Origin of the sequence: Streptomyces sp. M-16, assembly GCF_052114405.1 — a bacterium.
GTDB lineage: Bacteria > Actinomycetota > Actinomycetes > Streptomycetales > Streptomycetaceae > Streptomyces.
This window is the reverse complement of record NZ_JBFRER010000009.1, coordinates 40,918-64,426: the sequence shown is the minus strand read 5'-3', so window position 1 is coordinate 64,426 and position 23,509 is coordinate 40,918. Positions and strand designations below refer to the sequence as shown.

General features: G+C 74.3%; 18 protein-coding genes. 7 read left to right on the top strand and 11 right to left on the bottom strand.

What is annotated here, in order from left to right:
- Nucleotides 1-824: 824 nt before the first annotated feature.
- Both AB4039_RS07040 and AB4039_RS07035 read right to left on the bottom strand, forming a co-directional pair.
- Nucleotides 825-1,670 (bottom strand): class II fructose-bisphosphate aldolase, encoded by an 846-nt coding sequence (locus AB4039_RS07040; protein ID WP_442270284.1) that lies wholly within the window; start codon nt 1,668-1,670, stop codon nt 825-827.
- Nucleotides 1,667-2,572 carry an SIS domain-containing protein gene (locus tag AB4039_RS07035; RefSeq protein ID WP_442270283.1) on the bottom strand — a complete coding sequence of 302 codons (906 nt, stop codon included), beginning with the start codon at nt 2,570-2,572 and terminating at the stop codon, nt 1,667-1,669. Before AB4039_RS07035 ends, AB4039_RS07040 begins: the two co-directional genes overlap by 4 nt.
- A 143-nt stretch (nt 2,573-2,715) precedes the next feature.
- Between AB4039_RS07035 and AB4039_RS07030 the strand changes: the two genes are divergently transcribed.
- Entirely contained in the window at nt 2,716-3,495 is a 780-nt protein-coding gene (locus AB4039_RS07030; protein WP_266837011.1) for a DeoR/GlpR family DNA-binding transcription regulator, read from the top strand.
- Between the two features lie 36 nt (nt 3,496-3,531).
- Here the strand turns inward: AB4039_RS07030 and AB4039_RS07025 are convergent, their stop codons facing one another.
- From AB4039_RS07025 to tdh, 3 genes are all read right to left on the bottom strand, one after another.
- Nucleotides 3,532-4,446: a LysR family transcriptional regulator gene (locus AB4039_RS07025; protein ID WP_266837013.1), complete on the bottom strand. Its 915-nt coding sequence runs from the start codon at nt 4,444-4,446 to the stop codon at nt 3,532-3,534.
- A gap of 12 nt (nt 4,447-4,458) precedes the next feature.
- On the bottom strand, nt 4,459-5,661 hold the full coding sequence (locus AB4039_RS07020) for a glycine C-acetyltransferase (protein WP_266837015.1): 1,203 nt from the start codon (nt 5,659-5,661) through the stop codon (nt 4,459-4,461).
- A gap of 287 nt (nt 5,662-5,948) precedes the next feature.
- Nucleotides 5,949-6,977, bottom strand: coding sequence for an L-threonine 3-dehydrogenase (tdh, locus tag AB4039_RS07015; RefSeq protein ID WP_266837017.1), 1,029 nt, complete (start codon nt 6,975-6,977; stop codon nt 5,949-5,951).
- Nucleotides 6,978-7,207: 230 nt separating this feature from the next.
- Between tdh and AB4039_RS07010 the strand changes: the two genes are divergently transcribed.
- Nucleotides 7,208-8,122 carry an alpha/beta hydrolase fold domain-containing protein gene (locus AB4039_RS07010; protein WP_442270282.1) on the top strand — a complete coding sequence of 305 codons (915 nt, stop codon included), beginning with the start codon at nt 7,208-7,210 and terminating at the stop codon, nt 8,120-8,122.
- On the opposite strand, the gene AB4039_RS07005 is transcribed toward AB4039_RS07010, so the two are convergent.
- On the bottom strand, nt 8,119-8,838 hold the full coding sequence (locus tag AB4039_RS07005; RefSeq protein ID WP_266837021.1) for a class I SAM-dependent methyltransferase: 720 nt from the start codon (nt 8,836-8,838) through the stop codon (nt 8,119-8,121). The genes AB4039_RS07010 and AB4039_RS07005 overlap by 4 nt on opposite strands.
- 178 nt (nt 8,839-9,016) lie before the next feature.
- Here AB4039_RS07005 and AB4039_RS07000 point away from each other — a divergent pair, with 178 nt between their 5' ends.
- Both AB4039_RS07000 and AB4039_RS06995 read left to right on the top strand, forming a co-directional pair.
- Complete coding sequence (locus AB4039_RS07000) at nt 9,017-11,179, top strand: SpoIIE family protein phosphatase (protein ID WP_266837023.1); 2,163 nt, start codon at nt 9,017-9,019, stop codon at nt 11,177-11,179.
- Nucleotides 11,180-11,817: 638 nt separating this feature from the next.
- A complete protein-coding gene (locus tag AB4039_RS06995) occupies nt 11,818-13,224 on the top strand; it encodes an APC family permease (protein WP_266837025.1) in 1,407 nt (468 codons plus the stop codon).
- Between the two features lie 90 nt (nt 13,225-13,314).
- Here AB4039_RS06995 and AB4039_RS06990 read toward each other — a convergent pair whose 3' ends face one another.
- Both AB4039_RS06990 and AB4039_RS06985 read right to left on the bottom strand, forming a co-directional pair.
- The gene (locus tag AB4039_RS06990) at nt 13,315-15,111 is read right to left on the bottom strand and encodes a glycoside hydrolase family 15 protein (RefSeq protein ID WP_266837027.1); all 1,797 of its coding nucleotides are present in this window, start codon (nt 15,109-15,111) and stop codon (nt 13,315-13,317) included.
- 91 nt (nt 15,112-15,202) lie between these two features.
- A complete protein-coding gene (locus AB4039_RS06985; protein ID WP_266837029.1) occupies nt 15,203-15,778 on the bottom strand; it encodes a DoxX family protein in 576 nt (191 codons plus the stop codon).
- A 112-nt stretch (nt 15,779-15,890) separates the two neighbouring features.
- Here AB4039_RS06985 and AB4039_RS06980 point away from each other — a divergent pair, with 112 nt between their 5' ends.
- The gene (locus tag AB4039_RS06980) at nt 15,891-16,355 is read left to right on the top strand and encodes a MarR family transcriptional regulator (protein WP_266837031.1); all 465 of its coding nucleotides are present in this window, start codon (nt 15,891-15,893) and stop codon (nt 16,353-16,355) included.
- 16 nt (nt 16,356-16,371) lie between these two features.
- On the top strand, nt 16,372-16,668 hold the full coding sequence (locus AB4039_RS06975) for a YkvA family protein (RefSeq protein ID WP_266837033.1): 297 nt from the start codon (nt 16,372-16,374) through the stop codon (nt 16,666-16,668).
- A gap of 120 nt (nt 16,669-16,788) precedes the next feature.
- On the opposite strand, the gene AB4039_RS06970 is transcribed toward AB4039_RS06975, so the two are convergent.
- Nucleotides 16,789-17,436, bottom strand: a complete 648-nt coding sequence (locus AB4039_RS06970) for a fasciclin domain-containing protein (RefSeq protein ID WP_442270281.1) — start codon at nt 17,434-17,436, stop codon at nt 16,789-16,791.
- Between the two features lie 155 nt (nt 17,437-17,591).
- Nucleotides 17,592-19,163 (bottom strand): molybdopterin-dependent oxidoreductase, encoded by a 1,572-nt coding sequence (locus AB4039_RS06965; protein ID WP_442270280.1) that lies wholly within the window; start codon nt 19,161-19,163, stop codon nt 17,592-17,594.
- Nucleotides 19,164-19,310: 147 nt separating this feature from the next.
- Here AB4039_RS06965 and AB4039_RS06960 point away from each other — a divergent pair, with 147 nt between their 5' ends.
- Nucleotides 19,311-20,600, top strand: coding sequence for an SUKH-4 family immunity protein (locus AB4039_RS06960; RefSeq protein WP_266837039.1), 1,290 nt, complete (start codon nt 19,311-19,313; stop codon nt 20,598-20,600).
- Between the two features lie 37 nt (nt 20,601-20,637).
- On the opposite strand, the gene AB4039_RS06955 is transcribed toward AB4039_RS06960, so the two are convergent.
- Entirely contained in the window at nt 20,638-23,457 is a 2,820-nt protein-coding gene (locus AB4039_RS06955; protein ID WP_442270279.1) for an ATP-binding protein, read from the bottom strand.
- Nucleotides 23,458-23,509: the final 52 nt, after the last annotated feature.

The following is a 23,509-nucleotide window of genomic DNA, read 5'->3' as shown; positions in this document are numbered from 1 at the left end:
GCGGCGTGGACCGGTGTCGCACACCTGCGACAGGGCGGGGCAGGCCAGATCGTGGCCTGTCCACCGCCCGTCCGGAGCGCGATGCACTTGCGGAATGTAGCAGCCGCATATGGACGCAAGTAAGGCTGGATCCTCGCTTTTTCCTGGCACATGCGGTACTGGCGAGTAGGCTGTGGGCGGCGCGTCCGGCCGGAGCAGGGACGGTTCAGACCCCCGACGACCACCGCAGAGGTGCCGGGCCCGGCGTCCGTGCGGGCGATGTTCCCGAGGCCGACGGCCGGCGGCTCGGTGAGGGCGGCCGGGGCCAGGTCCAGGGAGTCCGGCACCAGCGCCTGTCCGGGGCCGGGTACGGGGTCCGGGTGCTCACCCACGGAGAAGCGGCCGGCCACCAGGGCCGCCGCTCTCCACACACCTCTCCCTTGCGGGCGATGGCCTGCTCGGGGGAGCGGAGCAGGGCTCCCGTGAAGCGCTCGCCGTTGCGGGCGGCCCGGTCGAGGCCGGCCCGGCGGGCGTCGGGGGTTCCGGTGAGCCGGGGCACGACCCGCTCGGCGAACAGCTCCCGGGAGGGCGGGGTCTCGGTCGGGCCGGTGGTAGGGGGGCGAGGAACACCCCGAAGGCGGACGGGAGGTACGGCTGGGGCCTGCGCGGGTGTCCCTTCGGACGGTGCGGGCGTTCGGGCGGCGGGTGGCCGTCGACGGATGAAACACCGCCCGCGCCGCACCTTCAACGGCGGCGGCCCGGTCCTCCCGCTGAGCGGGACGTCCGGGCCGCCCTCCCGCCGCGTCCTTCCGGGATCCGGGATCCGCGCTCCCCCGGCCGTCGGATCAGGGGCGTCGGTCCAGGGCGCCGATCATGGCAGCGGCCGTCGCCGCCATCGCCGTCCGGGCCGCGGTGAGGTAGGGGCGGGGGTCCGCCGGGGTGAGGTGGGTGCGGATGGCCTCGGTCATGGCCACGTTGAGGGCGGTGCCGATGTTGACCTTGCGGATCCCGCCGGCGACGGCGGCCGCGAGCTCCGCGTCGGGGAGGCCGGAGGAGCCGTGCAGGACGAGCGGGACGTCCACCGTCTTGGCGAGCCGCGCCAGCAGGGCGTGGTCGAGGACCGCGGTCCGGCTGGTCATGGCATGGCTGCTGCCGATGGCCACGGCCAGGGCGTCCACCCCGGAGTCGGCGACGAACCGGCGCGCCTCGTCCGGGTCGGTACGGGCGCCCGGCGCGTGCGGGTCCAGGGGGGCGGCGCCGTTCTTGCCGCCGACCTCGCCCAGCTCGGCCTCGATCCAGAGGCCGTTGGCGTGGGCCCAGTCGGCGGCGGAGCGGGTGGCCTCCAGGTTCTCGGCGTAGGGCAGGTGCGCGGCGTCGTACATCACCGATCCGAAGCCGGCGTCCGCGGCCTGGCGCAGCAGGTCCGGGCTCTTGACGTGGTCGAGGTGGAGCCCGATCGGCACCCCGGCGGCCTCGGCACACGCGGCGGCGGCGCGGGCGATGGGCAGCAGGGCTCCGTCGCGGAACTTCACCGCGTTCTCGCTGAGTTGCAGGATGACGGGCAGGCCGGTGCGCTCGGCACCCTCGACCACGGCCTCGGCGTGCTCCAGCGTGATGATGTTGAAGGCCGCGACGGCACGGCCGGCCGCGGCCGCTTCGGCGACGAGGTGTCCGGCGGGGGCGAGGGTCATCGGACCGCCCCCTCTCCGGTGGCGGTGAGGATGACCGAGCGGGTGAGGTTGCGGGGTGCGTCCGGGTCCAGCTGCCGGTGGGCGGCCACGGCGACGGCCAGCCGGTGCACGCGCACCAGTTCGGCGAGCGGGTCGAGCGCGCCGTCGATCCATGCGGCGCCGGTCCCGAGGACCTGCTCGGCGATCCCGTCGGGGGTCCCGCCCAGCGACCAGGTCACGGAGCCGGGCCCGGTGACGCTGACCGGGCCGTGCCGGTACTCCATCGCCGGGTAGGCCTCCGCCCAGGACAGGGAGGCCTCGCGCATCTTGAGGGCGGCCTCGTTGGCCAGTCCGACGCTCCAGCCCCGGCCGAGGAAGGTGAACTGGCCCCGGCCCTCCAGCCCCGCGGGCAGCGGTTCGGCGAGCGCGACGCGGGCGTCGGCGACCACGGCCGGGGTGTGCGCGCCGACGTGGGCGCGCAGCAGGGTGAGGGCGGTGGTGGCGAACCGGGTCTGGACGACGGAACGTTCGTCGGCGAAGTCCAGCACGACGAGGTCGTTCGCCAGGGTCGTCACCGGCGTGTCGGGGTCGCCGATGACGGCGGTGGTCGCGACCCCCGCCTCCCGCAGGCCGGCCAGCAGGTCGAGGACCTCGGTGGTGGTCCCGGACCGGGTGAGCGCCACGACCCGGTCGTAGCGGCGGTGGTGGGGGAACTCCGAGGCGGGGAAGGCGTCGGTCTCGCCCTGTCCGGCGTCCTCGCGCAGGGCGGCGGCTGCCTGGGCCATGAAGTACGAGGTGCCGCACCCGACGATCGCGGTACGCTCCCCCGGCTTCGGCAGCACCGCCCGGTGGGCCGGGGCCAGTTCGGCGGCCCGTTCCCAGCTTTCGGGCTGCGTGGCCAACTCGTACGCGACGTGACTCATGCGGGCTCCCTGCGCGTTGGGTGCGTGTTCCTGCAAGGTATCGGGCCATTTCGCGCAACTTCAAGCATCTACGGGGTGGCGGCCTGGGTTAATCTCGACGGCGGGGCCGGAGCGAGGCCCGGGGAACGCACGGGAGGGGCGCCATGACCCGCAAGGAACGCTGGCAGACGCTGCTGGATCTGCTGGTGGAACGGGGCGGGCTGGAGGTGGAGCCGGCCGCCGAGGCCCTCGGCGTGTCCGCCGCGACGATCCGGCGCGACCTCGACCGGCTCGCCGAGCAGCAACTGCTGGTCCGCACGCGCGGCGGGGCGGTCCCGCACGGGGTCTCGTACGAACTGCCCCTGCGCTACCGCACGTCCCGGCGGGCCGCGGAGAAGCTGCGGATCAGCGAGGCGGTGGCGGCGCTGATCGCACCGGGCGAGGTCGTCGGCCTCACGGGAGGCACCACGACCACGGAGGTGGCCCGCGCCCTGGCGGCCCGCGCGGACCTGGCCACGGGCTCCCCCGCGCTGACGGTGGTGACCAACGCCCTGAACATCGCGGGCGAGCTGGTGATCCGCCCCCAGTTCAAGATCGTCCTGACGGGCGGGGTGGCCCGCCCCCAGTCGTACGAGCTGACGGGCCCGCTGGCGCAGCAGGTCCTCGGCCAGCTCTCGATGGACACGGCCGTCCTCGGCGTGGACGCCTTCGACCCGGCGGACGGCGCGGCGACCCGGCACGAGGACGAGGCGGCGATGAACCGCCTGCTGTGCGAACGCGCCCGCCGGGTCGTCATCGCCGCCGACTCCAGCAAGCTCGGCGTCCGGGCCTTCGCCCGCATCTGCGCCACCTCGGAAGTGGACGTCCTGGTGACGGACACGGGCCTGCCCCCGGAGGTCGCGACCGGCTTCGCGACGGCGGGGGTGGAGGTGGTCCGGGTGTGAGGGGGCGGGGCCGGCCATCCGGCCCCGCCCGCCGTCTCAGTGCGCCGGGACCCGTTCCGCCTCGCGGGACAGGGCCGCCAGGACCGGGGCGATCAGGGGGTGGGACTCGGCGCCGCGGCGGGTGGCGGCGAAGACGCGGCGAGTGGCGGCCGGGCCCGTCACCGGGCGGACGCGGACCTCCTTGAGGTCCATGCCCCGCAGCGCGGAACGCGGCACCAGGGCCACCCCGGCCCCCGCGCCCACCAGGGCGGTCACGGCCCGGAAGTCGTCGGAGGAGTGCGCGAAGCGGGGCTGGAAGCCCGCCAGTTCGCAGGCCAGCAGGGTGACGTCGTGGCAGGGGTTGCCGGGGTACTGGCCCACCCAGTCCGCGTCGGAGAGGTCCGCCAGGGCCACGGCGGGGAGGTCGGCGAGCGGGTGCCCCGAGGGCAGGACCGCGTCGAAGGGTTCCGCGTAGAGCGGGAGCACCGACAGGCGGGCGTCGTCGGCGCCCGGACCGCCGCGGTACTCGACGGCCAGGGCCACGTCGGCCTCCCCGTCGAGCAGCATCGGCAGGCTCTGGTCGCCCTCCGCGTCCCGGACCCGCAGGCGGATGCCCGGGTGTTCCAGCGCCAGCCGGGAGATGGCCGGGGCCAGCACCTCGGCGATGCCGGTCGCGAAGGCGGCGACCGTGACCTCGCCCGCCGATCCGCCCGCGTAGGCGGCGAGTTCGGCCTCGGCGCGCTCCAACTGGGCCATGACCTCGTGGGTGTGGCCCAGCAGGATCTCCCCGGCCGCGGTGAGCCGTACGCCCCGGCCGCTGCGGGTCAGCAGCGCGTGGCCGGTCTCCTGCTCCAGCGCGGCGAGCTGCTGGGACACGGCGGAGGGGGTGAGGTACAGCGCTGCGGCCGCGGCGGTCACCGTACGGTGGTCCGCCACGGCCCGCAGGATGCGCAGCCGGCGGGGGTCGATCACCCCTCCATTGTCTCAGCCGGCGGACGTGCGCAGCGCCGCGCGGGCGTCGACGAAGGCGGCCACCGCGCGCTCCACGTCGGCCGTGGAGTGGGCCGCCGAGAGCTGGACGCGGATGCGTGCGGCGCCCATCGGCACGACCGGGTAGGAGAAGCCGATCACGTACACACCGCGCTCCAGCAGCAGCTCGGCCATCTTCGCGGCCTCGGCGGCGTCACCGATCATGACGGGGGCGATGGCGTGGTCGCCGGGCAGGATCTCGAAGCCCGCCTCGGTCATCTTCGCGCGGAAGAGGGCGGTGTTGGCCGCGAGGCGCTCGCGCAGGTCGCCGGCGGACTCCAGCAGGTCGAGGACCTTGAGGGAGGCGGCCGCGATGACCGGGGCGAGGGAGTTGGAGAAGAGGTACGGGCGCGAGCGCTGGCGCAGCAGCTCGACGATCTCGGTGCGGGCCGCGACGTAGCCGCCGGAGGCGCCGCCCAGGGCCTTGCCGAGGGTGCCGGTGATGATGTCGACGCGGTCCATGACCCCGTGCAGTTCGGGGGTGCCCCGGCCGCTGGGGCCGACGAAGCCGACGGCGTGCGAGTCGTCGACCATGACCATGGCGTCGTAGCGGTCGGCGAGGTCGCAGATCTCGGCGAGGGGGGCGACGTAGCCGTCCATGGAGAACACGCCGTCGGTGACGATCAGGCGGCGGCGGGCGTCCTGCGCGTCCTTGAGCCGGGCTTCCAGCTCCGCCAGGTCGCGGTTCGCGTAGCGGTAGCGGCGGGCCTTGGAGAGGCGGATGCCGTCGATGATCGAGGCGTGGTTGAGGGCGTCGGAGATCACCGCGTCCTCGGCGCCGAGCAGGGTCTCGAAGACGCCGCCGTTGGCGTCGAAGCAGGAGGAGTAGAGGATCGTGTCCTCCTGGCCGAGGAAGGACGAGAGCCGCGCCTCCAGCTCCTTGTGCACCTCCTGGGTGCCGCAGATGAAGCGGACGGAGGCCATGCCGTAGCCCCAGCGGTCCAGGGCCTCCTTCGCGGCGGTGACGACCTCGGGGTGGTCGGCCAGCCCGAGGTAGTTGTTGGCGCAGAAGTTGAGGACCTCGCCGGGGGCGCCGCCCGCGGTGACGGCGACGGCGGCGTTCTGCGGGGTGCCGATGACGCGCTCGGGCTTGTGCAGGCCCGCGGCGCGGATCTCGTCGAGGGTGGTGCGGAGGTCTTCGCGGACGGACTCGAACATGACTTCGGTGTCTCCTTGTGCGGTAGGCCGGGCGCCGCCCGGCGGGAGCGGAGCCGGGGCGGGCGGACGAAGGGGGCCGGGCCCCGCGGAGGGGGGAGGGTGTGCGGGGCCCGGCGGAGGGAGATGGTCTTGTGGTGGCCCGGACCGGCCGGGACGCGGCCGCCCCGACCGCCGGAGCGGCTCCGGAGGGGGTGCCCCGGGGCGGGCCGGGCGGGGCCGGCGGGGGCGTGCCCCCGCCCGGTACCCGCTCGTCCGCGCACCCGCGCGCACCCGCTCCCGGCGCGGGATCAGGCCGTCCAGTCCAGGATGATCTTCCCGCTCCGCGCGGTCGACGCCTCGTCGAAGGCCGCCTCGAAGTCGCGGTGCGAGTAGCGGCCGGTGATGACCGGGGACAGGTCGAGCCCGCCCTCCAGCAGCACGGTCATCGCGTACCAGGTCTCGAACATCTCGCGGCCGTAGATCCCCTTGATGGTGATCATCGAGGTGACGACCTTCGCCCAGTCCACCGGGAACTCCTGGGCCGGCAGGCCGAGCATGGCGATCCGGCCGCCGTGCGTCATGTTGTCGATCATGTCGCGCATGGCCTCGGCGCGGCCGGACATCTCCAGGCCGACGTCGAAGCCCTCGCGCAGGCCCAGCCGCGCCTGCGCGTCGGCGATGGAGGTCTCGGCGACGTTCACCGCGAGGGTGGCGCCGGCCTTGCGGGCGATCTCCAGCCGCTCGGGGCTGACGTCGGTGATCACCACGTTGCGCGCGCCGGCGTGCTTCGCCACGGCCGCCGCCATGATCCCGATGGGGCCGGCACCGGTGATCAGGACGTCCTCGCCGACGAGCGGGAAGGACAGTGCGGTGTGCACGGCGTTGCCGAAGGGGTCGAAGATGGCCGCCACGTCCAGGTTCACGGTGGTGCGGTGCACCCACACGTTCTGCGCGGGCAGCACCACGTACTCGGCGAAGGCTCCGTCGCGTCCGACGCCCAGCCCGACGGTGCTGCGGCACAGGTGGCGGCGGCCGGCCAGGCAGTTGCGGCACCTGCCGCAGACGAGGTGGCCCTCGCCGCTGACCAGTGCGCCGATCTCGATGTCGCGGACGTCCGCGCCGAGCGCCGCGACCTCGCCGACGAACTCGTGGCCGAGGACCAGCGGGGTCTTGACGGCTCCCTGCGCCCAGCCGTCCCAGGCACGGATGTGCAGGTCGGTCCCGCAGATGCCGGTGCGCAGCACCTTGATCAGCACGTCTCCGGGGCCGTACTCCGGCTCGGGGACGTCCATGAGCCACAGCCCGGGCTCGGCCTTGTGCTTGACGAGTGCCTTCATGGGGGTGGCTCCAGGGGCATTGCGGAAGGGGACGCCGGGTGCGCTGGTGCGCGGGTGGCGTGGGTGACTGGCACCAATGTGCCGATCGGCGTAGTGATCAGTCCATCGAGACTTTCTTAAGCGGGTCGACAGCGCAGCTTCACGCCTATGCTCCTCAGGTGATGGGGGACGGGGGCCGGGGCATGATCCGGTGGACGGTCCCGGTCCGGGGAAAAGGGGAGGTGAGGGGCGTGCCGAGTCTGCGCAGCAGGGCGCTTTCGGCCGCACTGGTCGCGACGGGGCGGCGAAGACGGTCCGCGACGGCGGAAGCGGTCCGGGCGAAGGTGGCGCGGTCGGCCCGCCGGCCCGCTTCGCACCTGCCGCCGCGCTCGCTGGGGCGGGTGGCCGAGGTGTCGCGGACCTTCGTCGGGGCCTGGCCTGTGTACGACGTGTCGCCTCGCGGGACCGAGCCGGTGGCGCGGGTCCTGTACGTGCACGGCGGGACCTTCGTCGACGAGCTGGTCCGGCCGCACTGGTCGCTGATCCGGACCCTGGTGACCCGGGCGGGCGCGCGGGTCGTCGTACCGGCGTACGTACTGGCGCCGCGCGGGACCGCCGACCGTACGGTTCCGGTCGCCGCCGACCTGCTGAGCGGTCTGATCGAGAGCGGCGGCGCGGGCGGCACCGTCCTGGTGGGCGACTCGGCCGGGGCCGGGCTGGCGCTGGCGGCCGCCCAGCGGCTGCGCGAGCGCACCGGGGCGCAGCCGTCCCGGATCGTGCTGATCTCCCCTTGGCTGGACGTCAGCATGAGCCACCCGGGCCAGGCGGCCATCGAGCCGGCCGACCCGGTGCTGACCCGCGCGGGCCTGGCCGAGGCGGGCCGGCTGTACGCGGGCACCCTCCCCTTCGACGACCCCCGGGTGAGCCCGCTGCACGGCTCCTTCGAGGGGCTGGCGCCGCTGACGGTGTTCACCGGCACCCGGGACGTGCTGAGCACCGACAGCCGCGAGCTGCTGCGCCGGGCGCGGGCCGCCCGGGTCGAGGTGGAGTGGCACGAGGAGCCGGGCCTGCCGCACGGGTACCCGTTGCTCCCGGTCCCGGAGGGGCGCGCGGCCCGGGAGCGCATCGTCGAGCTCGTCACGGCGGCAGCGGCCGATCCGCTCTAGGCGGTGCAGGTCATGAGCGAGCTGACGGGCCAGGCCCGGTACGCGCTCCAGTAGGCCTCGTCGCGCGCCGGGTCGGCGGGCGGGGTCCGGCTGGGCTGCCAGCCGACGGTGGTGAAGCCGGCGTCGACGGCGGCTTCGGCGAAGTCGGCGTGCGCCCATTCGCGGTACTCGAAGTGCTGCGGGGGCTCGGTGAGGAACTGGGCCTTCAGCAGCGGTGCGTCGCCCTCCGGCACGCGGTCGAGGATGCGGACGCCGTACGGGGACCAGTCCACGCGCGGGAAGGCGCCCGGGTTGCGCACCAGCGTCAGCAGCCGGCCGCCGGGCCGCAGGTTGGCGCGGATCCCGCGGAACATGGCGTGCAGAGCCTCCCGGTCGGGTGCGTGGCTGAACAGGTAGACGGCGGTGGCCAGGTCGAAGGGACCGAGCTGGGGCATGTCGGCGGCGTCGGCGAGGACGTACTCCACCGCGGCCGAGCCGGAGGCCGCCGCCCGGGCGCGGCGCAGGCGGTCGGGGCAGCTGTCGACCCCCACGGCGCGCCGGGCTCCCCCGTCGGCGAGCAGGGTGACGGTGCCGCCGTGACCGCAGGCCACGTCGAGGGCGTCGAGGTCGCGGACCCCGCCCAGGGCGTCCAGCGCGGTGCGGAGCGTGTAGGCGTCGGCCGCGGTGAAGGCGGCCCGGGGCGCCGGGTGCGTGGACGTGTCGTAGGGCTGGTACATGCCGGCATGCCTCCCCGGTACGGGTGCGGGCAACGGCCCGCGCGCCGGTCCGTCCCCCGGACGGGGGAGGCGTTCGGGTCAGTGGTTACGGCGTCCGGTCGCCACGGGCCCGGCGGCGGCCCCGCGGCCGGGCCCGTCCGCCCCGCGGCCTCCCCCGGGGGCCGGGCGCGGAGCCGGGATGCACCGGTCGCCGCCGGGGGCGCATCCTTGCTGTGTGACGGCGAGACCGGACAGCGGTGGCTCCTGCCCCGACGACGCCCGGGACCGGGTGCTCGCGCGCGCGGTCGTGAGCGCCGTGGAGGCCCTCGGCGGGTACGCGGGCGGGGTGTACCTGCGCTCCGAGTCCCCGGAGCTGCTGCGGTTGGCCGTGTGCACGGGCCTGCCGGGTCCGTTGTTCGGCCCCTGGTGGCGGGTGCAGGTGAACCGCCCGTACCCGGTCGCCGAGGCCTACCGCTCCGGTCAGTCCGTACACCTCGCTGACGAGGAGGCGGCCATGCGGCGCTTCCCCCAGCTGATGGCCGGGCTGCCGGTCCCCTTCTCCTCGCTGTACGAGCCCGTCACGGGCGGCCCGGAGCGCTTCGGGGTGCTGTTCGTGCTGCGTCCGGCGACCCCGGGGCGCGCCGTCGGTGAGGCCGACCGGGAGCGGCTGCGCGACGCCGCCCAGGCCCTGGCGGCGGAGCTGGCCGCGCTGGCGGCGGCGGGGGACCCGGTGGTGTGGACCGGCGACCCGGTCGAGATCCCCCCTGCGACCCCGGCCGGAGGCGCTCAGGAGGCCGTGGACCGCCTCGCGCAGGCCCTGCTGTCGGTGGACCGGGAGGGCAGGATCGGCTTCGCCAACTCCGCCGCCGGGGCGCTCCTCGGTTCCGGCGCGCCGCGGCTGCTCGGCCGCTTCCTGTGGGAGGCGGTGCCGTGGCTGGGGCATCCCGCCTACGAGGACCACTTCCGGGGGGTGTTCCTGTCCCCCGTGCCGGTGCACTTCGCGGCCCGCAGCGGCCCGGACCCTGACCGCGACTGGATGACGGTGGGGCTCTACCCCGGGCCGGACGGGGTGACGGTGACCCTCGAACCCGGCGAGGAGCCGGCCCCCGCGCCCGATGCGGCGGCCCGGACCGACACGCCCGCCGACCGGGCGGCGGCCCTGTACCGGCCGGTGGCCCTGGCCATCGCCCTGACGGAGGCGGTCACCGCCCGCCAGGTGTCGGCGGTGGTCACCGAGGAACTGCTGCCGGCCTTCGGCGGCCGCCAGTTGGCGATCTACCTGCTGAACGAGCGGCACCTCTACCTGGCCTGGGAGACCGGCTTCCCGCAGGGGTTCCTCGACCGCTTCGACGGGGTCTCGCTCGACGCCCGGCTCCCCGGCGTGGAGACCCTGACCACGGGCCGGCCGCTGTTCTTCGAGTCGATGGAGCACCTCGCCACCGCCTATCCGGGGATCCCGCTGGACGCGGACGTCGGCGCCCGCGCGTTCCTGCCGCTGATCGCCTCCGGCCGGCCGGTGGGTTCCTGCATCCTCGGGTTCGACGCCCCGCGCGGATTCAGCACGGAGGAGCGTACGGTGCTCACCGCGCTGGCCGGACTGATCGCGCAGGCCCTGGAGCGGGCGCGGCGCTACGACAGCGAGGCGGCGCTGGCCCGGGGCCTGCAGTCGGCCCTGCTGCCGCGCCGGCTCCCGGTCCTCAAGCACGTGGACACGGTGGGCCGGTACCTTCCGGGCACGGTCGGCATGGACGTCGGCGGCGACTGGTACGACGTGATCGAGACGGGTGCGGGGCTGCTGGCGCTCGTCATCGGGGACGTCCAGGGGCACGGGGTGGCGGCCGCCGCGACGATGGGTCAACTGCGCAGCGCGGTACGGGCCTTCGCCCTGAGCGGCAACGCCCCCGACGAGGTGGTGCGGGGGACGAACCAGCTGCTGATCGACCTGGACCCGGGCCAGTTCGCGAGCTGCTGCTACGTCCTGCTCGACCCGGGGTCCGGCCGGGCCCTCGCCGCCCGCGCCGGTCACCCCCAGCCGCTGCTGCGCCACCCCGACGGCCGCACCGAGGTGCTGGACCTGCCCGGCGGGGTCGTGCTGGGCATCGACTCGGGCGGCGACTACCCGGTGACGGAGCTGTGGCTGGAGCCGGGCGCGGTGCTCGCCCTGTACACCGACGGGTTGGTGGAGATGCCGGGCACGGACATAGACGAGGGGGTGGAGCGGCTGCGGGCCGCGCTGGCCGGGGCCCGGCCCTCGCCGCTGACGGAGACGGCGGACCGGCTGGTCGCCGAGGCGGGGAGCACCGCCGACCGCCCCGACGACATCGCCCTGCTGCTCGCCTCCCGTACGGGCGGGGATCCGTAGGCCGGGCGATCCGGTCCGGACCCGCCCGGAAGCGGAATCCGGGCCCGGGCCGGCGGCGGGCGCCCCGGCCGGCTTCGGGGGCGGCCTGCGCCGGGGCCGCCCCGGCCAGGAGTGCCAGGACGACGGCGGCCCCGGCGGCGGCCCGCAACCGGTCTCGCCGGTCGTGCTGCGTGTGCTGCGCCCCGCGGGTCTCCCCGTGCGGTCCGGCCCCTGAGGGGCATCGGTGGATCTTGGGTCCTCCGATCCTTGCGACGCCCCCGTCCGGGCCCGTCGGCCGGGAGGACGATCCCGGCGCGCGCGCCGTCGGCCGTCGGGAGCGGAGGCCCGTCACTCCCCGGGGGCGCTTGAGGCGGCCCGATTCCCTCCGCGGTGGGCAAAGCGGAAGGAAATTCGCGCGATCACCCTGCGGTTCCCGCACCCCGTCGCGGGTCAATGTTTACGCGGTCTTAACGCTCGGATCGGGGCCCGGCGGCCGACCCGCACGATGGAATCCGCAGGTGAACAGCTCTTGACCTGCGGATCTCGCGGAGCTTCCATATCGGCCACGGGAGTCACGCAGCGACTTGCCCACCACCGCCCCGGAGGCGATACCGCTCCCGCGCTCATTCACCGCACATGGCGATCGGAAATCCCGCACGATGACTGACACGATCAGCGCCCCCCAGGCCCTCGCCCCGGCGACCGGGCCGACCCCGCAGAAGCTCAAGCGTTCCATCGGCGTCGTCGGCGGGACACTGCTCACGCTGTCGTGCGTGACGCCCGCCTCGACCCTCTTCGTCGTCGTGCCCGATCTCTTCTCCAGCCTCGGCACCTGGACCGCCCTCACGATCGCCATCGGATCGCTGCTCTGCGTCGGCGTGGCGTTCTGCTACTCGGAGCTGGGCACCCTGATCCCCAGCGCGGGCGGCGAGTACGCCATGGTGTCCACCCTGGCGGGCCGGCTCGCCGGCTGGCTCGTGTTCGTGCTGTCGCTGCTGGTGGTGATGATCGTGCCGCCCGTGATCGCGATGGGTACGGCCGACTACCTCTCCCCCGTGATCGACATACCGGCCCCGGTCGCCGGCGGCGCCGTGATGCTGCTCGCCACCCTCGCCGGTCTGCTCGACCTGCGGGCCAACGCCTGGATCACCGGCATCTTCCTCGTCCTCGAAGTGGTGGCCGCCGCGCTGGTCGCCGTGCTCGGCTTCGCCCACGGCGAGCGGGGCGCGGACGCCCTGGTGCACGGTTCGGTCGCCGTCGAGGGGGGCGGCACCTCCACCGTGACCGCGATGATGGTGGTCTCGGGGCTGGCCATCGCGCTGTTCATCACCCAGGGCTTCTCCACCGCCGTGTACCTGTCGGAGGAGCTGGAGAAGCCGCGCCGCAACGTGCCGCGCACGGTCCTGGCCACCCTGGCCATCTCCACCGCGGTCATCCTCGTGCCGGTCATCGCGATCACCCTGGGAGCCCCGGACCTGGACGCCCTCGCCTCCGGCGACCTCGGCGCGATGGTGACGGCCTGGTCGAACTCGGCGGTCGGCACCTTCGTCAGCCTCTGCGTGGCCCTGGCCATCATCAACGCGGGCATCGTCATGGTCATCCAGAACTCCCGGGTGCTGTTCGCCTCCGCCCGTGACAAGGCCTGGCCCGAGCCGGTCAACCGCGGCCTGTCCCGCCTGGGCCGCTTCGGCTCCCCGTGGGTGGCCACCCTGCTGGTCGGCCTCCCCGGCGCCGCGATGTGCTTCGTGAACCTCGACACCCTCTACGGGGTGACCGGCGTCTCGGTGACCGGCATGTACCTGCTGGTCGCGGTGGCCGCGCTGTTCAGCCGGCGCGGGGCGCACGGGCAGGCCTCCGCCTGGCGGATGCCGCTGTGGCCGGCGGTGCCGATCGCGCTGATCCTCGTCCTCGCGTACATCCTGACCCAGCAGGAGACGCAGTACCTGCTGTGGACCGGCGGCATCACCGCGGTGGCCACCCTGTACTGGGCCCTGTACCTGCGGCCGCGCAAGGATTCGCGCTGGCTGGTGAGCATTCCGGACACCGAGGAGGGCCTGGAGGACTGATCCCCGGTCCCCTCCCCGTCCCGCCCCCGGGGCCGTCGCGACGCGCGACGGCCCCGCGGACGTTCTCCGGGCGTCGGTTCCCGGAGCCGGTCAGCCCGTCGCGGTACCCTCTCCGGACAGGGTGAGGGCGGTGTTCACCAGGCCCACGTGGCTGAAGGCCTGCGGGAAGTTTCCGAGCTGGCGTCCGGCGATCGGGTCGTACTCCTCGGCCAGCAGTCCCACGTCGTTACGCACGTCCAGCAGCCGTTCGAAGAGGGTGCGCGCCTCCTTCTCCCGGCCGGTCAGGTACAGCGCGTCCGCCAGCCAGAACGAGCAGGCCAGGAAGGCTCCCTCGTCCCCGGGCAGCCCGTCCACGGAGGGGCCTTCTGTGCTGTAGCGGCGGACCAGACCGCTGCGGCCCAGTTCCGCCCGGACCGCGTCGACGGTGCCGATGACGCGGGGGTCGTGGGGCGGCAGGAAGCCGACCCTGGGGATGAGGAGGGTGGCCGCGTCCAGCTCGCGCGAGCCGTAGTACTGGGTGAAGGTACCCCGCTCGGGGTCGAACCCGTGCTCGCAGACGTCGCGGTGGACCTCGTCGCGCATGGTCCGCCAGCGCTCCACGTTCCCGGGCATGGACGGGTCTCCCTCCAGGGCCCGCACGGCCCGGTCGGCGGCGACCCAGGCCATCACCTTGGAGTGCACGAAGTGGCGGCGGGGGCCGCGCACCTCCCACAGTCCCTCGTCGGGGCGGCGCCAGTTGCGCTCCAGGAAGTCGAGGAGGGCGAGCTGGATCTTCCAGGCGTGCCGTTCCTTGGCGAGACCGGTGGTCCGCGCGAGGTGCAGAGAGTCCAGGACCTCTCCGTACACGTCGAGCTGGAGCTGGTCCACGGCGGCGTTCCCGACGCGGACGGGCGCGGAGCCGCCGTATCCGCGCAGCCAGGGCAGGTCGCTCTCGGGGATCCGGCGCTCGCCTCCGAGGCCGTACATGATCTGGAGGTCGGCCGGATCGCCCGCGACGGCCCGCAGCAGCCAGTGGCGCCAGGCGCCGGCCTCGTCGAGGTAGCCGGTGGACAGGAGGGTGCCGAGGGTGAGGGTGGAGTCGCGCAGCCAGCAGTAGCGGTAGTCCCAGTTGCGGACGCCGCCGAGTTCCTCGGGCAGCGAGGTGGTGGCCGCCGCCACGATCCCGCCGGTGGGGGCGTAGGTGAGGCCCTTGAGGGTGATCAGGGAGCGGACGACCGCCTCCCGGTAGGGCCCGCGGTAGCGGCAGCGCCCGGACCACTCCTGCCAGTCGGCGAGGCTCTGCTGGAGCGCCTCGTACGGGTCGGTCTGCTCGGGGCGCGGTTCGTGCGAGGCGTGCCAGGTGAGCACGAAGGCGACCCGGTCTCCGGGGCCGACGGTGAACTCCGAGCGGGTGCTCTTGTCCTCGCCCCAGGTGTGGACCGGCGGGTCGCTGCGGAACCACACCGAGTCGGGTCCGGCCACGGCGACCCGGTCGCCGTCGCTGCGCCGTACCCAGGGGACCACGTGGCCGTAGTCGAAGCGCAGCCGCAGGGTGCTGCGGACGGTGACCCGGCCGGTGATCCCCTCCACGATGCGCATCACCTCGGGCGCGGTGTCCCGTTGCGGCATGAAGTCGGTGACCTTGACGGTGCCTTCCTCGGTCTCCCAGTGGGATTCCAGGACCAGCGAGCCGTCCACGTACGCCCGGCGGGTGCAGCGCTCGCCCTCGGCGGCGCTCTTCGGGGCGATGCGCCAGTGGCCGTTGTCCACTTCGCCGAGGAGGGCGGCGAAGCAGGCGGCGGAGTCGAAGCGGGGCAGGCACAGCCAGTCGATGGACCCGTCGCGGCCGACCAGAGCGCTGGTCATCAGGTCGCCGATGAGTGCGTAGTCTTCGATGGGTTGTGTCATTTCTCCGCTGTTCCCCCGATCGGCCGGAGCCAATCAGGGTGTCCGGACGGATCCCTCCGGGGGAGGGACCCGTCCGCCGCGGAAGAGGCGGCTAGTTCCGCACGAGGAGCGTCACGGCCGCGAGGACCACTCCGAGGGCCAGGGCCTGGGCGCCCAGGGCGAGCCGGTGGGTGCGCAGCGCGGGGACGGGCAGCAGCCGGTCGACGGCGAAGCGGCCCGGGCCCGTGAGGGTGAGGGCCGCGGCGGCCACGCCGAGGAGGAGTTCGTACTCCATGCCCTTGGGGGCGAAGAAGGCTCCGGTGCCGTGGACGGCGGCAGCGTTGATCATCGTGCCGAGGACCGCGGCACCGGCGAGCGGGGTGAGCAGGCCGACGGCGAGGGCGAGACCGCCCAGGGTCTCGGTCAGGCCGGCGACGGCGGCCATGGTCTCCCCGGCCGGGTAGCCGCTGGCGGTGAAGAACTGGCCGGTGCCGGTGATGCCGCCCCCGCCGAACCAGCCGAAGAGCTTCTGCACTCCGTGGGCGGCCACGGTCAGGCCGAGGACCACGCGCAGGAGCAGCAGTCCGGCGTCGTGGGGGGCGGTGGAGGCGGTGGGGGCGGTGGGGGCGTCCTGCACGGCCGGTGCCGTGGCCCGGGCCTTCGTCGTGGTGGCGGAGGCGCTGGTCATGGGGGGGGTTCCTTCCGGTCGGTACGGTCCGAGGGGAGTTGTTCAAATTCGAACCGACAGTCCCGACCCTAACCACTGATTCAAATTGGAACAACCCGTGTAGGCTGACCCCATGGCTGAAACGAGATGGCTGGACGACCGCGAGATGCGGGCCTGGAGCGGCTTCCTGGCCGCTTCCGCCCTGGTGAACCGGCGCCTCGACCAACAGCTCAAGGACGACTCCGGCCTCTCCCATCCGCAGTACGAGATCCTCGTGCGGCTCGCCGCGGCGCCCGACCGCGAACTGCGCATGACCGAACTGGCCAACGGCCTGATCAACTCCAAGAGCGGTCTGACCTACCAGGTCACCCAGATGGAGAAGGCCGGACTGGTCCGCCGCCGCAGCTGCCCCTCCGACGTCCGCGGGGTCTTCGCGGTCCTCACCGAGGCGGGCCTGGCGCGGCTGGAGGCGGCCGCACCCGGACACGTGACCACCGTCCGGGAGATCCTCGTCGACGTCCTGACGCCCGAGCAGCTCGACGCGCTGGCCGCCGGCCTCGGCGAGGTCAGCCGTCGACTGCGCGAACAGGGCGCCTGACGGGTAAGAGTCCCTCATGGACGGAAATGCCTGGCTGATCCTCGCCGCGGTCCTCGCCCTCGGGCTGGCGGTCGCGGCGGGCGTCCTGCTGGTCCGGGTGTTCGCGGCGCGCAGGCTGCTGCTGGACGCGGGGATCCCGCTGCGCGACAAGGCGCTGTTCTGGGTGGCCGTCGCCTACACCCTCTCGCCCGTGGACCTGATTCCGGACCCGGTGTACCTCGACGACATCGGCGTCCTGCTGCTGGCGCTGCGCTCCCTGCAGGCGGCCGCCTCGGCCGCCGCCGCCAGGAGGCCCTCCGACCGGGCCGCCTGACGGCGCGGGGCGCCCGCCGTCGCGGGCGCCGAGGACGCCGCGCGGCCCATTCCCCGGGACCACACGGCGTCCGTCCACGGGGCGCGGCGCGCATGGCGCGCGCGGCGCCGCTCCGGGGCGCTACTTCGGCATCAGGACGGTGTCGACGATGTAGACCGTGGCGTTCGCGGTGGGGACGTTGCCGCAGACCACGTTCGAGGTGTCGTTGACCTTGTAGGACCCGTCCGAGCCGGCGGTCGTGATCCGGCCCTTCTCCAGCGTGTCGAAGGAGCCGTTCTCCAGCTGCTTCGGGGTGATCGACTGGCCGACGACGTGGTACGTGAGGATCTTGGTCAGCGTGGCCTTGTCGGCCAGCACCTTGTCCAGGTCGGCCTTCGGGATCTTCGCGAAGGCGTCGTTGGTCGGGGCGAACACCGTGATGCCCTTGGCGTTGTTCAGGGTGTCCACCAGCCCCGCCTTCTTGACGGCCGTGACCAGCGTGGACAGCGCCGGGTTGTTGGACGCCGCAGTGGCCACGGGGTCCTTGGCCATGCCGTCGAAGCTGCCCGCGCCCTCCTTGGGCACACCGGCGCAGGCCGGGCCGAACGGCTGGTCCATCGCGGCCGCGGGCATCGAACCCGCGCTGCTCGGGGCGGTCCCGTCGGCCGCCGCCTGACTGCCGGAGCCGGTGTCGGCGCCGGAGTCGGAGGAGCAGGCGGCGAGGGCGAAGGGCAGGACCGCGGCGGCGGCGACCGCGACGGCGGTACGACGGAAACGAGGGGTGTTCATGACGGGGGTTCTCCTTGGGATGTCTGCCGCCGGAGGCGGAGGTTCGGAAGGGTCTACGGGAGGGAGGAGTGGAGGGGGGCGGAAGGTCGGAGAGGTCGGGAGGTTTTCGGGGGCCGCGGGCGGCCTCGGATCGCCCGGGGGCGGGGGACGGGGGCTCAGTCGACGCCGACCACGACCGAGTGCCGGCCGCTCGCGCCGTCCGGGACGGTCCGCGTGCGCTCCTCGGTCTGGACGGTTCCCGTCCGGTCGGTGGCGCGGACGGTGAGGGTGTGGCCGCCGGGGGCGGCACGCCAGGGGTAGGACCACTGCCGCCAGGTGTCGGCGGTGTCCTCGGCCGCCAGGTCGGCCTGCTCCCAGGGCCCTTCGTCGACGCGGACCTCGACCCGGTCGATGCCGCGGTGCTGGGCCCAGGCCACCCCGGCGACGGTGACCGGGCCCGTGCGCAGCCGTGCGAAGGGCTTGGGGGTATCGATGCGCGCCTGCGTCTTGACGGGGGCCCTGCGGGCCCACTTCCGCTTGACCCAGTACGGGTCGTAGGCGTCGAAGGTGGTGAGCTCGATGTCCTGGATCCACTTGCAGGCGGACACGTATCCGTAGAGGCCCGGTACGAGCATCCGTACGGGGAAGCCGTGCTCGAAGGGCAGGGGCTCGCCGTTCATGCCCACGGCGAGCAGTGCGTCCCGGCCGTCCATGACCTCCTCGACGGGGCTGCCCAGGGTCATGCCGTCCGTGGACCGGGCCACCAGCTGGTCGGCCGGGCCGCCCCGGGACGGGGGGCGTACGCCGGCCTCGCGCAGCAGGCCCGCGAGGGGGACGCCGAGCCAGCGGGCGGTGCCCGCGTAGGGTCCGCCGACCTCGTTGGAGACGCAGGTCAGGGTGATGTCGCGCTCGATCAGGTCCCGGCCCAGCAGGTCGGCGTAGGTGTAGGTGCGGGGCCGGGCCACGCCCCGGCCGTGGATGCGCAGCCGCCAGGTGTCGGCGGACAGCCTGGGGACCACCAGGGCGGTGTCGACCCGGTAGAAGTCGGCGTTCGGGGTGGTGAAGGGGCTGATCCCGGGAATGCGGAGGGAGGCTCCCCGGGGCAGCGCCGCGGCGGGTGAGGCGGGTGCGGGCAGCCGAACGGCGTCCCGGGTGGCGGCCGCGTCCCGGCCCCGCGAGGCTCCGAGGCGGCGCCCGAGGGCTCCGGCCGCCGTGGCGGTCAGGGCTGTGGCCCCGGCGGCGTACAGGAAGAGCCGGCGGCTCCGGTCGGCGCCGCCCGGGGCGGGCTCCGGCCGCGGGGTGGTCAGCAGGCCGGTCAGGAGGTACAGCAGTCCCGCCCCGGCCAGCGCCCCCGCCACCGAGGGCAGGACGTCGGCCGGGCCGGTGGAGTCGGGCCGGGTCAGGGCGGCCGCGCCGCCGACCGCTCCGAAGAGCAGCACCCCGGCCGCGCCGGTGCGCCGGTGGCGGAGGGCGAGGAGGCCGAGGGCGACGGCGAGGAGGCCCAGGACCACCAGGATCCCCAGCTGGAGGACCAGCTTGTCGTCGGTGCCGAAGTGACGGACCGCCCAGTCCTTCAGGGCGGGCGGCGTCCGGTCGATGGCCGCCCCGCCCACCGCCGTGACGGGCCCCGCCTCGGGGCGTACGGCGACCGAGACCAGCTCGGCGGCCGCCAGCGCCGCGCAGCCGGAGAGCAGGCCGCCGAGCGCCGCCGGGGCGGTGCGGGCGAAGGTGCTGCGGTTGATCCTCACGACGGGTCTTCGGGGCCGCCGGTCCGGCGGATTGGCCGATCCGCCGTTCGAGTGAAAGCACGCCCTCGGTTGACGTCGGCGGGCGTGCCGGGGGGGCGGGGCGGCACCCGGCGGAGCGCTGTCGGTGGCCGGTGGCAGCATGACCCCATGCTTCGTGACGATCTTGACACCGTTGTGTCCCCCGGTTCCGCCGTCTCCCCCTTCGCCTCCCCCGCGGCCCTGCTGGAGGCCGGACCCGACCGCGCCCGCGCCCTCGCCGGATCGGCCGGCGGAGTCGGGCGCGAGGTGTTCACCCAGGCCGAGGCCGTGTTCGGGCGCGAGGAGGTCTCACGCGCCGAGTTCGCTTCGTGGCTGCACTGCGCCGCGAAGGTACTGGGCCGGGACGCCTACGCCGACGAGGTCGCCGCCGCCGAGCCCGGGATGCCGTGGCGGACGGTGTGGGCCTGGTGGCGTCCGGTCGGTGCCCACCGGGCCGATCCGAACCTCAGCGGGGACCGCAGCGCCGAGGTCTTCGACGACGCGCGGGGCACCGGCGGCGGGCCGCTGCTCAAGCTGTGGTCGACATGGACCGCCGACCGCTGGTTCGACCTGGCCACCGGCGCGCCGTGCCCGGCTCCGGCCGGGGGGACGTACGCGCCCCGGACCGAGGAGGCCGAAGAGGCGGAACCGTTCCTCTTCGACGGCGACGAGGAGGCCTGGGCGCTCCGGTGCCCCGGAACGTGGGAGGAGCCCGTCGCACTCGGCGGGGGCCGGTACCTGTTCGTCGAGGCGCGCGGCGTGCTGGTCGCCGAGCGCAACCCGGCGGTGGCCGACTGGCCCGCCGGCGGAGCCGACACCGCTTCCTGGGAGGAGGGGGGCGGCGAGCCGTGGTTCCTGGACCCGGCTCCGGCCGACTCCCCGCTGGACGCCGCCCGGGTGAACGGGGTCTTCGACGCCCGGCACGTGCGGCGGCTGGCGGAATCCGCGCTGCCCGCCGCCCTGACGCACGCCCCGACCCGGGAGCTGCTGACCCGTGTCGGCATGCCCCGCCACTGGGCCGCGGGGGTGACCTCCTTCGAGCTGGACTTCGGGGACGAGGGCCCCGTACGGGCCCCCGAGGACCCGGAGGGCCTGCTGTGCCTGGGCTCCTTCGAGCTGGCGTACGGGGACGAGGCCCGGGTACTGGTCGACGCGGAGACGGGCCGGGTCCTCGTGTCCCGCAACGAGGAGGAACCGTTCGCCCTCGCCCGCGACACGGAGACCTTCGTCAGGCTGCTGGAGGCCGTCCGCCGGTACATGGGGGCCTGCTGGGACCCGTACCCGTGCGAGGACGGCATCGGGGACTTCCACGAGGAGATCGCCGCACTGGAGCCGGCCGCCCTGGAGCCCGGCCCCGCACAGGAGCTGTGGGAGCACGTCTTCGCGTCGATCACCGAGCTGAGCGTGGACGGCTACTGAGCACCGGCGGGGGCCGGCCGGTGGTCCCGGGCCCCCGTCAGTCTCCGAGGGCCCGGCCCAGTCCGAGCCGGTCGGTGCCCAGTTTGGTGAAGACCGCGGACAGCAGTTCCGAGACCGCCCGGGTGTCGGTGTGCAACTCCTTCGCGATCGCCGCGTTGTCCAGGCCCCGGGCGGCATGGCGCGCCGCCGCGTGCTCGGCGAGCGTCAGGCTGTCCTGCTCGGAGGTGTACAGCCGGCGGGGACGCAGCCCGGCCGAGGCGAGCTGGGCACGGGCCCGGTCCACCAGGACCTCCGCACCGCAGGCGGCGGCGGTTTCCATGCCCCGGTAGAGCTGCTGCGCCGCCTGGTGCGGGTCGCCCAGGGTGTGCAGGGCCGTCCCGTGGTCGATCAGCGCGTGCGCCAGTTCGGCGGCGGCCGGGGACTGGTCGAGGTGGTCCACGGCCTCCTTGAGCAGGACCGCGGCACGGGCGGGCTCGGCTGCCGCCGCCGCGACGCGCAGGGCGTGGCCGATCACGCTGGACGCTCCGAACCCACGGGCGCGCACGACCGCTTCGGCCGCCGTGGCGGCGGCCAGTTCGGTGTCGTGGGTGAGCTGGGCGAGGGCCAGGTCGAGCTGCCAGGGGCTCCACGACGGGTTCCGCGTGCCGCGCAGGTCGAGCCGCTTCCCGGCGGCGGAGAGGTGGTGTTCCGCCTCCTCGACGCGGCCTTGGGCCAGGAGCAGCTTGCCCCACACGGCTTGCGGGTCCGGGTAGACGACCGCCCGGGGAAATTCGTCGGCCAGCTTGTAGGTCCGGGCGACCTGCCGGGCCTCGGCGACGTTCCCGCGGGCGAGCAGCGTCTCGATGAGGGTGCCGATCGCGTACCACTGGGCCGGGATGTCGTGCCCGATGCGGTCGGCGATCTGCAGGCCGTTGCGTACGAAGTCCTCGGCCTCCGCCAGGCGTCCGCGCCGGTAACGGATGTAGCCGAGCAGGGTGTAGACGAACGACAGGTGGGCGCCGCGCCAGCCCTTCGCCTCGAACTCCACGATGGCGGCGTTGAACAGCTCCTCGGCGCGGCCCGGCTGGTCGCAGTACATGAGGGTGAGGGCCACGACGGCCGGGACCTCGAAACCGAAGTCCTGGTCGGTCCAGCTCATGCCTCCGTCCAGCGCCTGCTCCGCGTACTCCAGGGCGGTGGCGACGGGTTCGCCGCGCAGGGCGGCGTCCCAGGCGCGCAGGCCCAGGATGTGCCGCTCGGCCGGGCCCCGGCCGACGATCCGCTTCGCGAACTGGACGAGCAGCCGGGACCGGGCGGGCGAGTTCTCCTCGTCGACCCGGACGGAGTTCCACTTGAACTGTTCGGCCTGCATGCGCAGCCGGGTGCGGGAGCTCGTCGCGTGGCGGGCCTCCTCGGCGAGGAGTTCGGCGGCCTGCGCCAGCTGCCCGGTGTGGCCGAGGGCCTGGGCGAGCCGGTACGTGATCGCCTCGCGGAGCTCCGGCACGGTGTTGGGTTCCTCCAGTGCCGTCCTGAGCTGGTTGATGGTGGTCACCGGGTCGTGCAGGAGGTTGGCGGAGCCGAGTTCGAAGAGCACCTCGGCCCGGTGTTCGGCCTCGGGCGGTTCGCGCAGTGCCCGTGCCAGGTAGCGCCGCGCGGCGTCGGGCGCTCCGGCGGAGAAGCTCTCGCGCGCGGCCCGGCGCAGCTGCTGCACCACCCAGGGGTCGCCCTCGGGGTGCATCTCCAGCAGGTGGCGGGCCGCGGCCGTGGGGCCGTGCCCGTCGTCGACCAGGGCCTGCGCGGCCATCCCGTGCATGCCGACGCGCACGCCGGGCGGGATCGAGCGGTAGACGGCGGTGGCGATGAGGGGGTGGAAGAACTCCACGACCTCCTTGCGCTGCACGCTGGTCAGGACGGTGAGGATGCGCGCGTTGTGCAGCTGGTCGATGGCGTCGGCGGCCTGTGCCTCGCCGAGCGCCGCGACGCCCCCGACGATGCCGATCGGGACCGCGTTGCCGAGGACGGCGGCGGCCCAGGCCAGCCGGACGGTGGAGGGCCCGAGCTGTTCGAGGCGCTCGATCAGGCCGCTGCCCTTGACGGCGGAGGCGAGGTCGCGCAACTGGGGGATGTTCTCCTGGTGCGGTTTGAGACCGCGGTCGCGGCCCTTCATGCCCAGTTCGACGACCTCGAAGGGGTTGCCTCCGGTGATCGCCCAGCATTCCCGGCAGAACACGTCGTCGGCGCTGTCGCCGAGGGCCTCGCGCACGATGCGGGCCACGGCGCTCGTGGTGAGCGGGGCCAGTTCGTGCGGGCGGGTCCCCTGGCGGCTCATCAGGGCGCGCAGCGGGGCGGCGTCCGAAGGGATCTCGTCGGGCCGGCAGGCCACCATGATCAGCATGGCCAGTTCCTCGGCCCGCGCCGCGAAGGCGGCCAGCCATGCCAGGGATTCGGCGTCGGCCCAGTGCGCGTCGTCGAGGATCAGGACCACGGGCGCGCCGCTGCGTACCGCTAAATGCGTCACGACCCAGTCCAGGCCGTCCCGGACGCCTTGCGGGTCGGGCGCCGTACGGCCCTTGGCGGAGGCCGTCAGGCCGAGTGCCGGGGCGACGATGCCGTACCAGCTGCCGAGGACGTCGCGCCGCTCCTGCTCGCTCAGGGCGGCGAACGCCGGCTGGATCAGCTGGCGCATGACGTGGAACGGGACCTGCTTCTCCTGCTCGCCGCCCCGTGCGAAGAGGACGGTGCAGCCGCGGTCGCCGGCGTGCCGACGGGCCTCGGCGAGCAGGGTGGTCTTGCCTATGCCGCCCGACCCGGCGAAGGTCAGGACACCTCCGCGGCGGGCGGGCGAACCGGTGTCCGAGACACCGAAGAGTTCGTCCACCGCGCGATGGATCGCCAGAATTTCGGTATCCCGTTCGAGGAGGGGCGCGGGG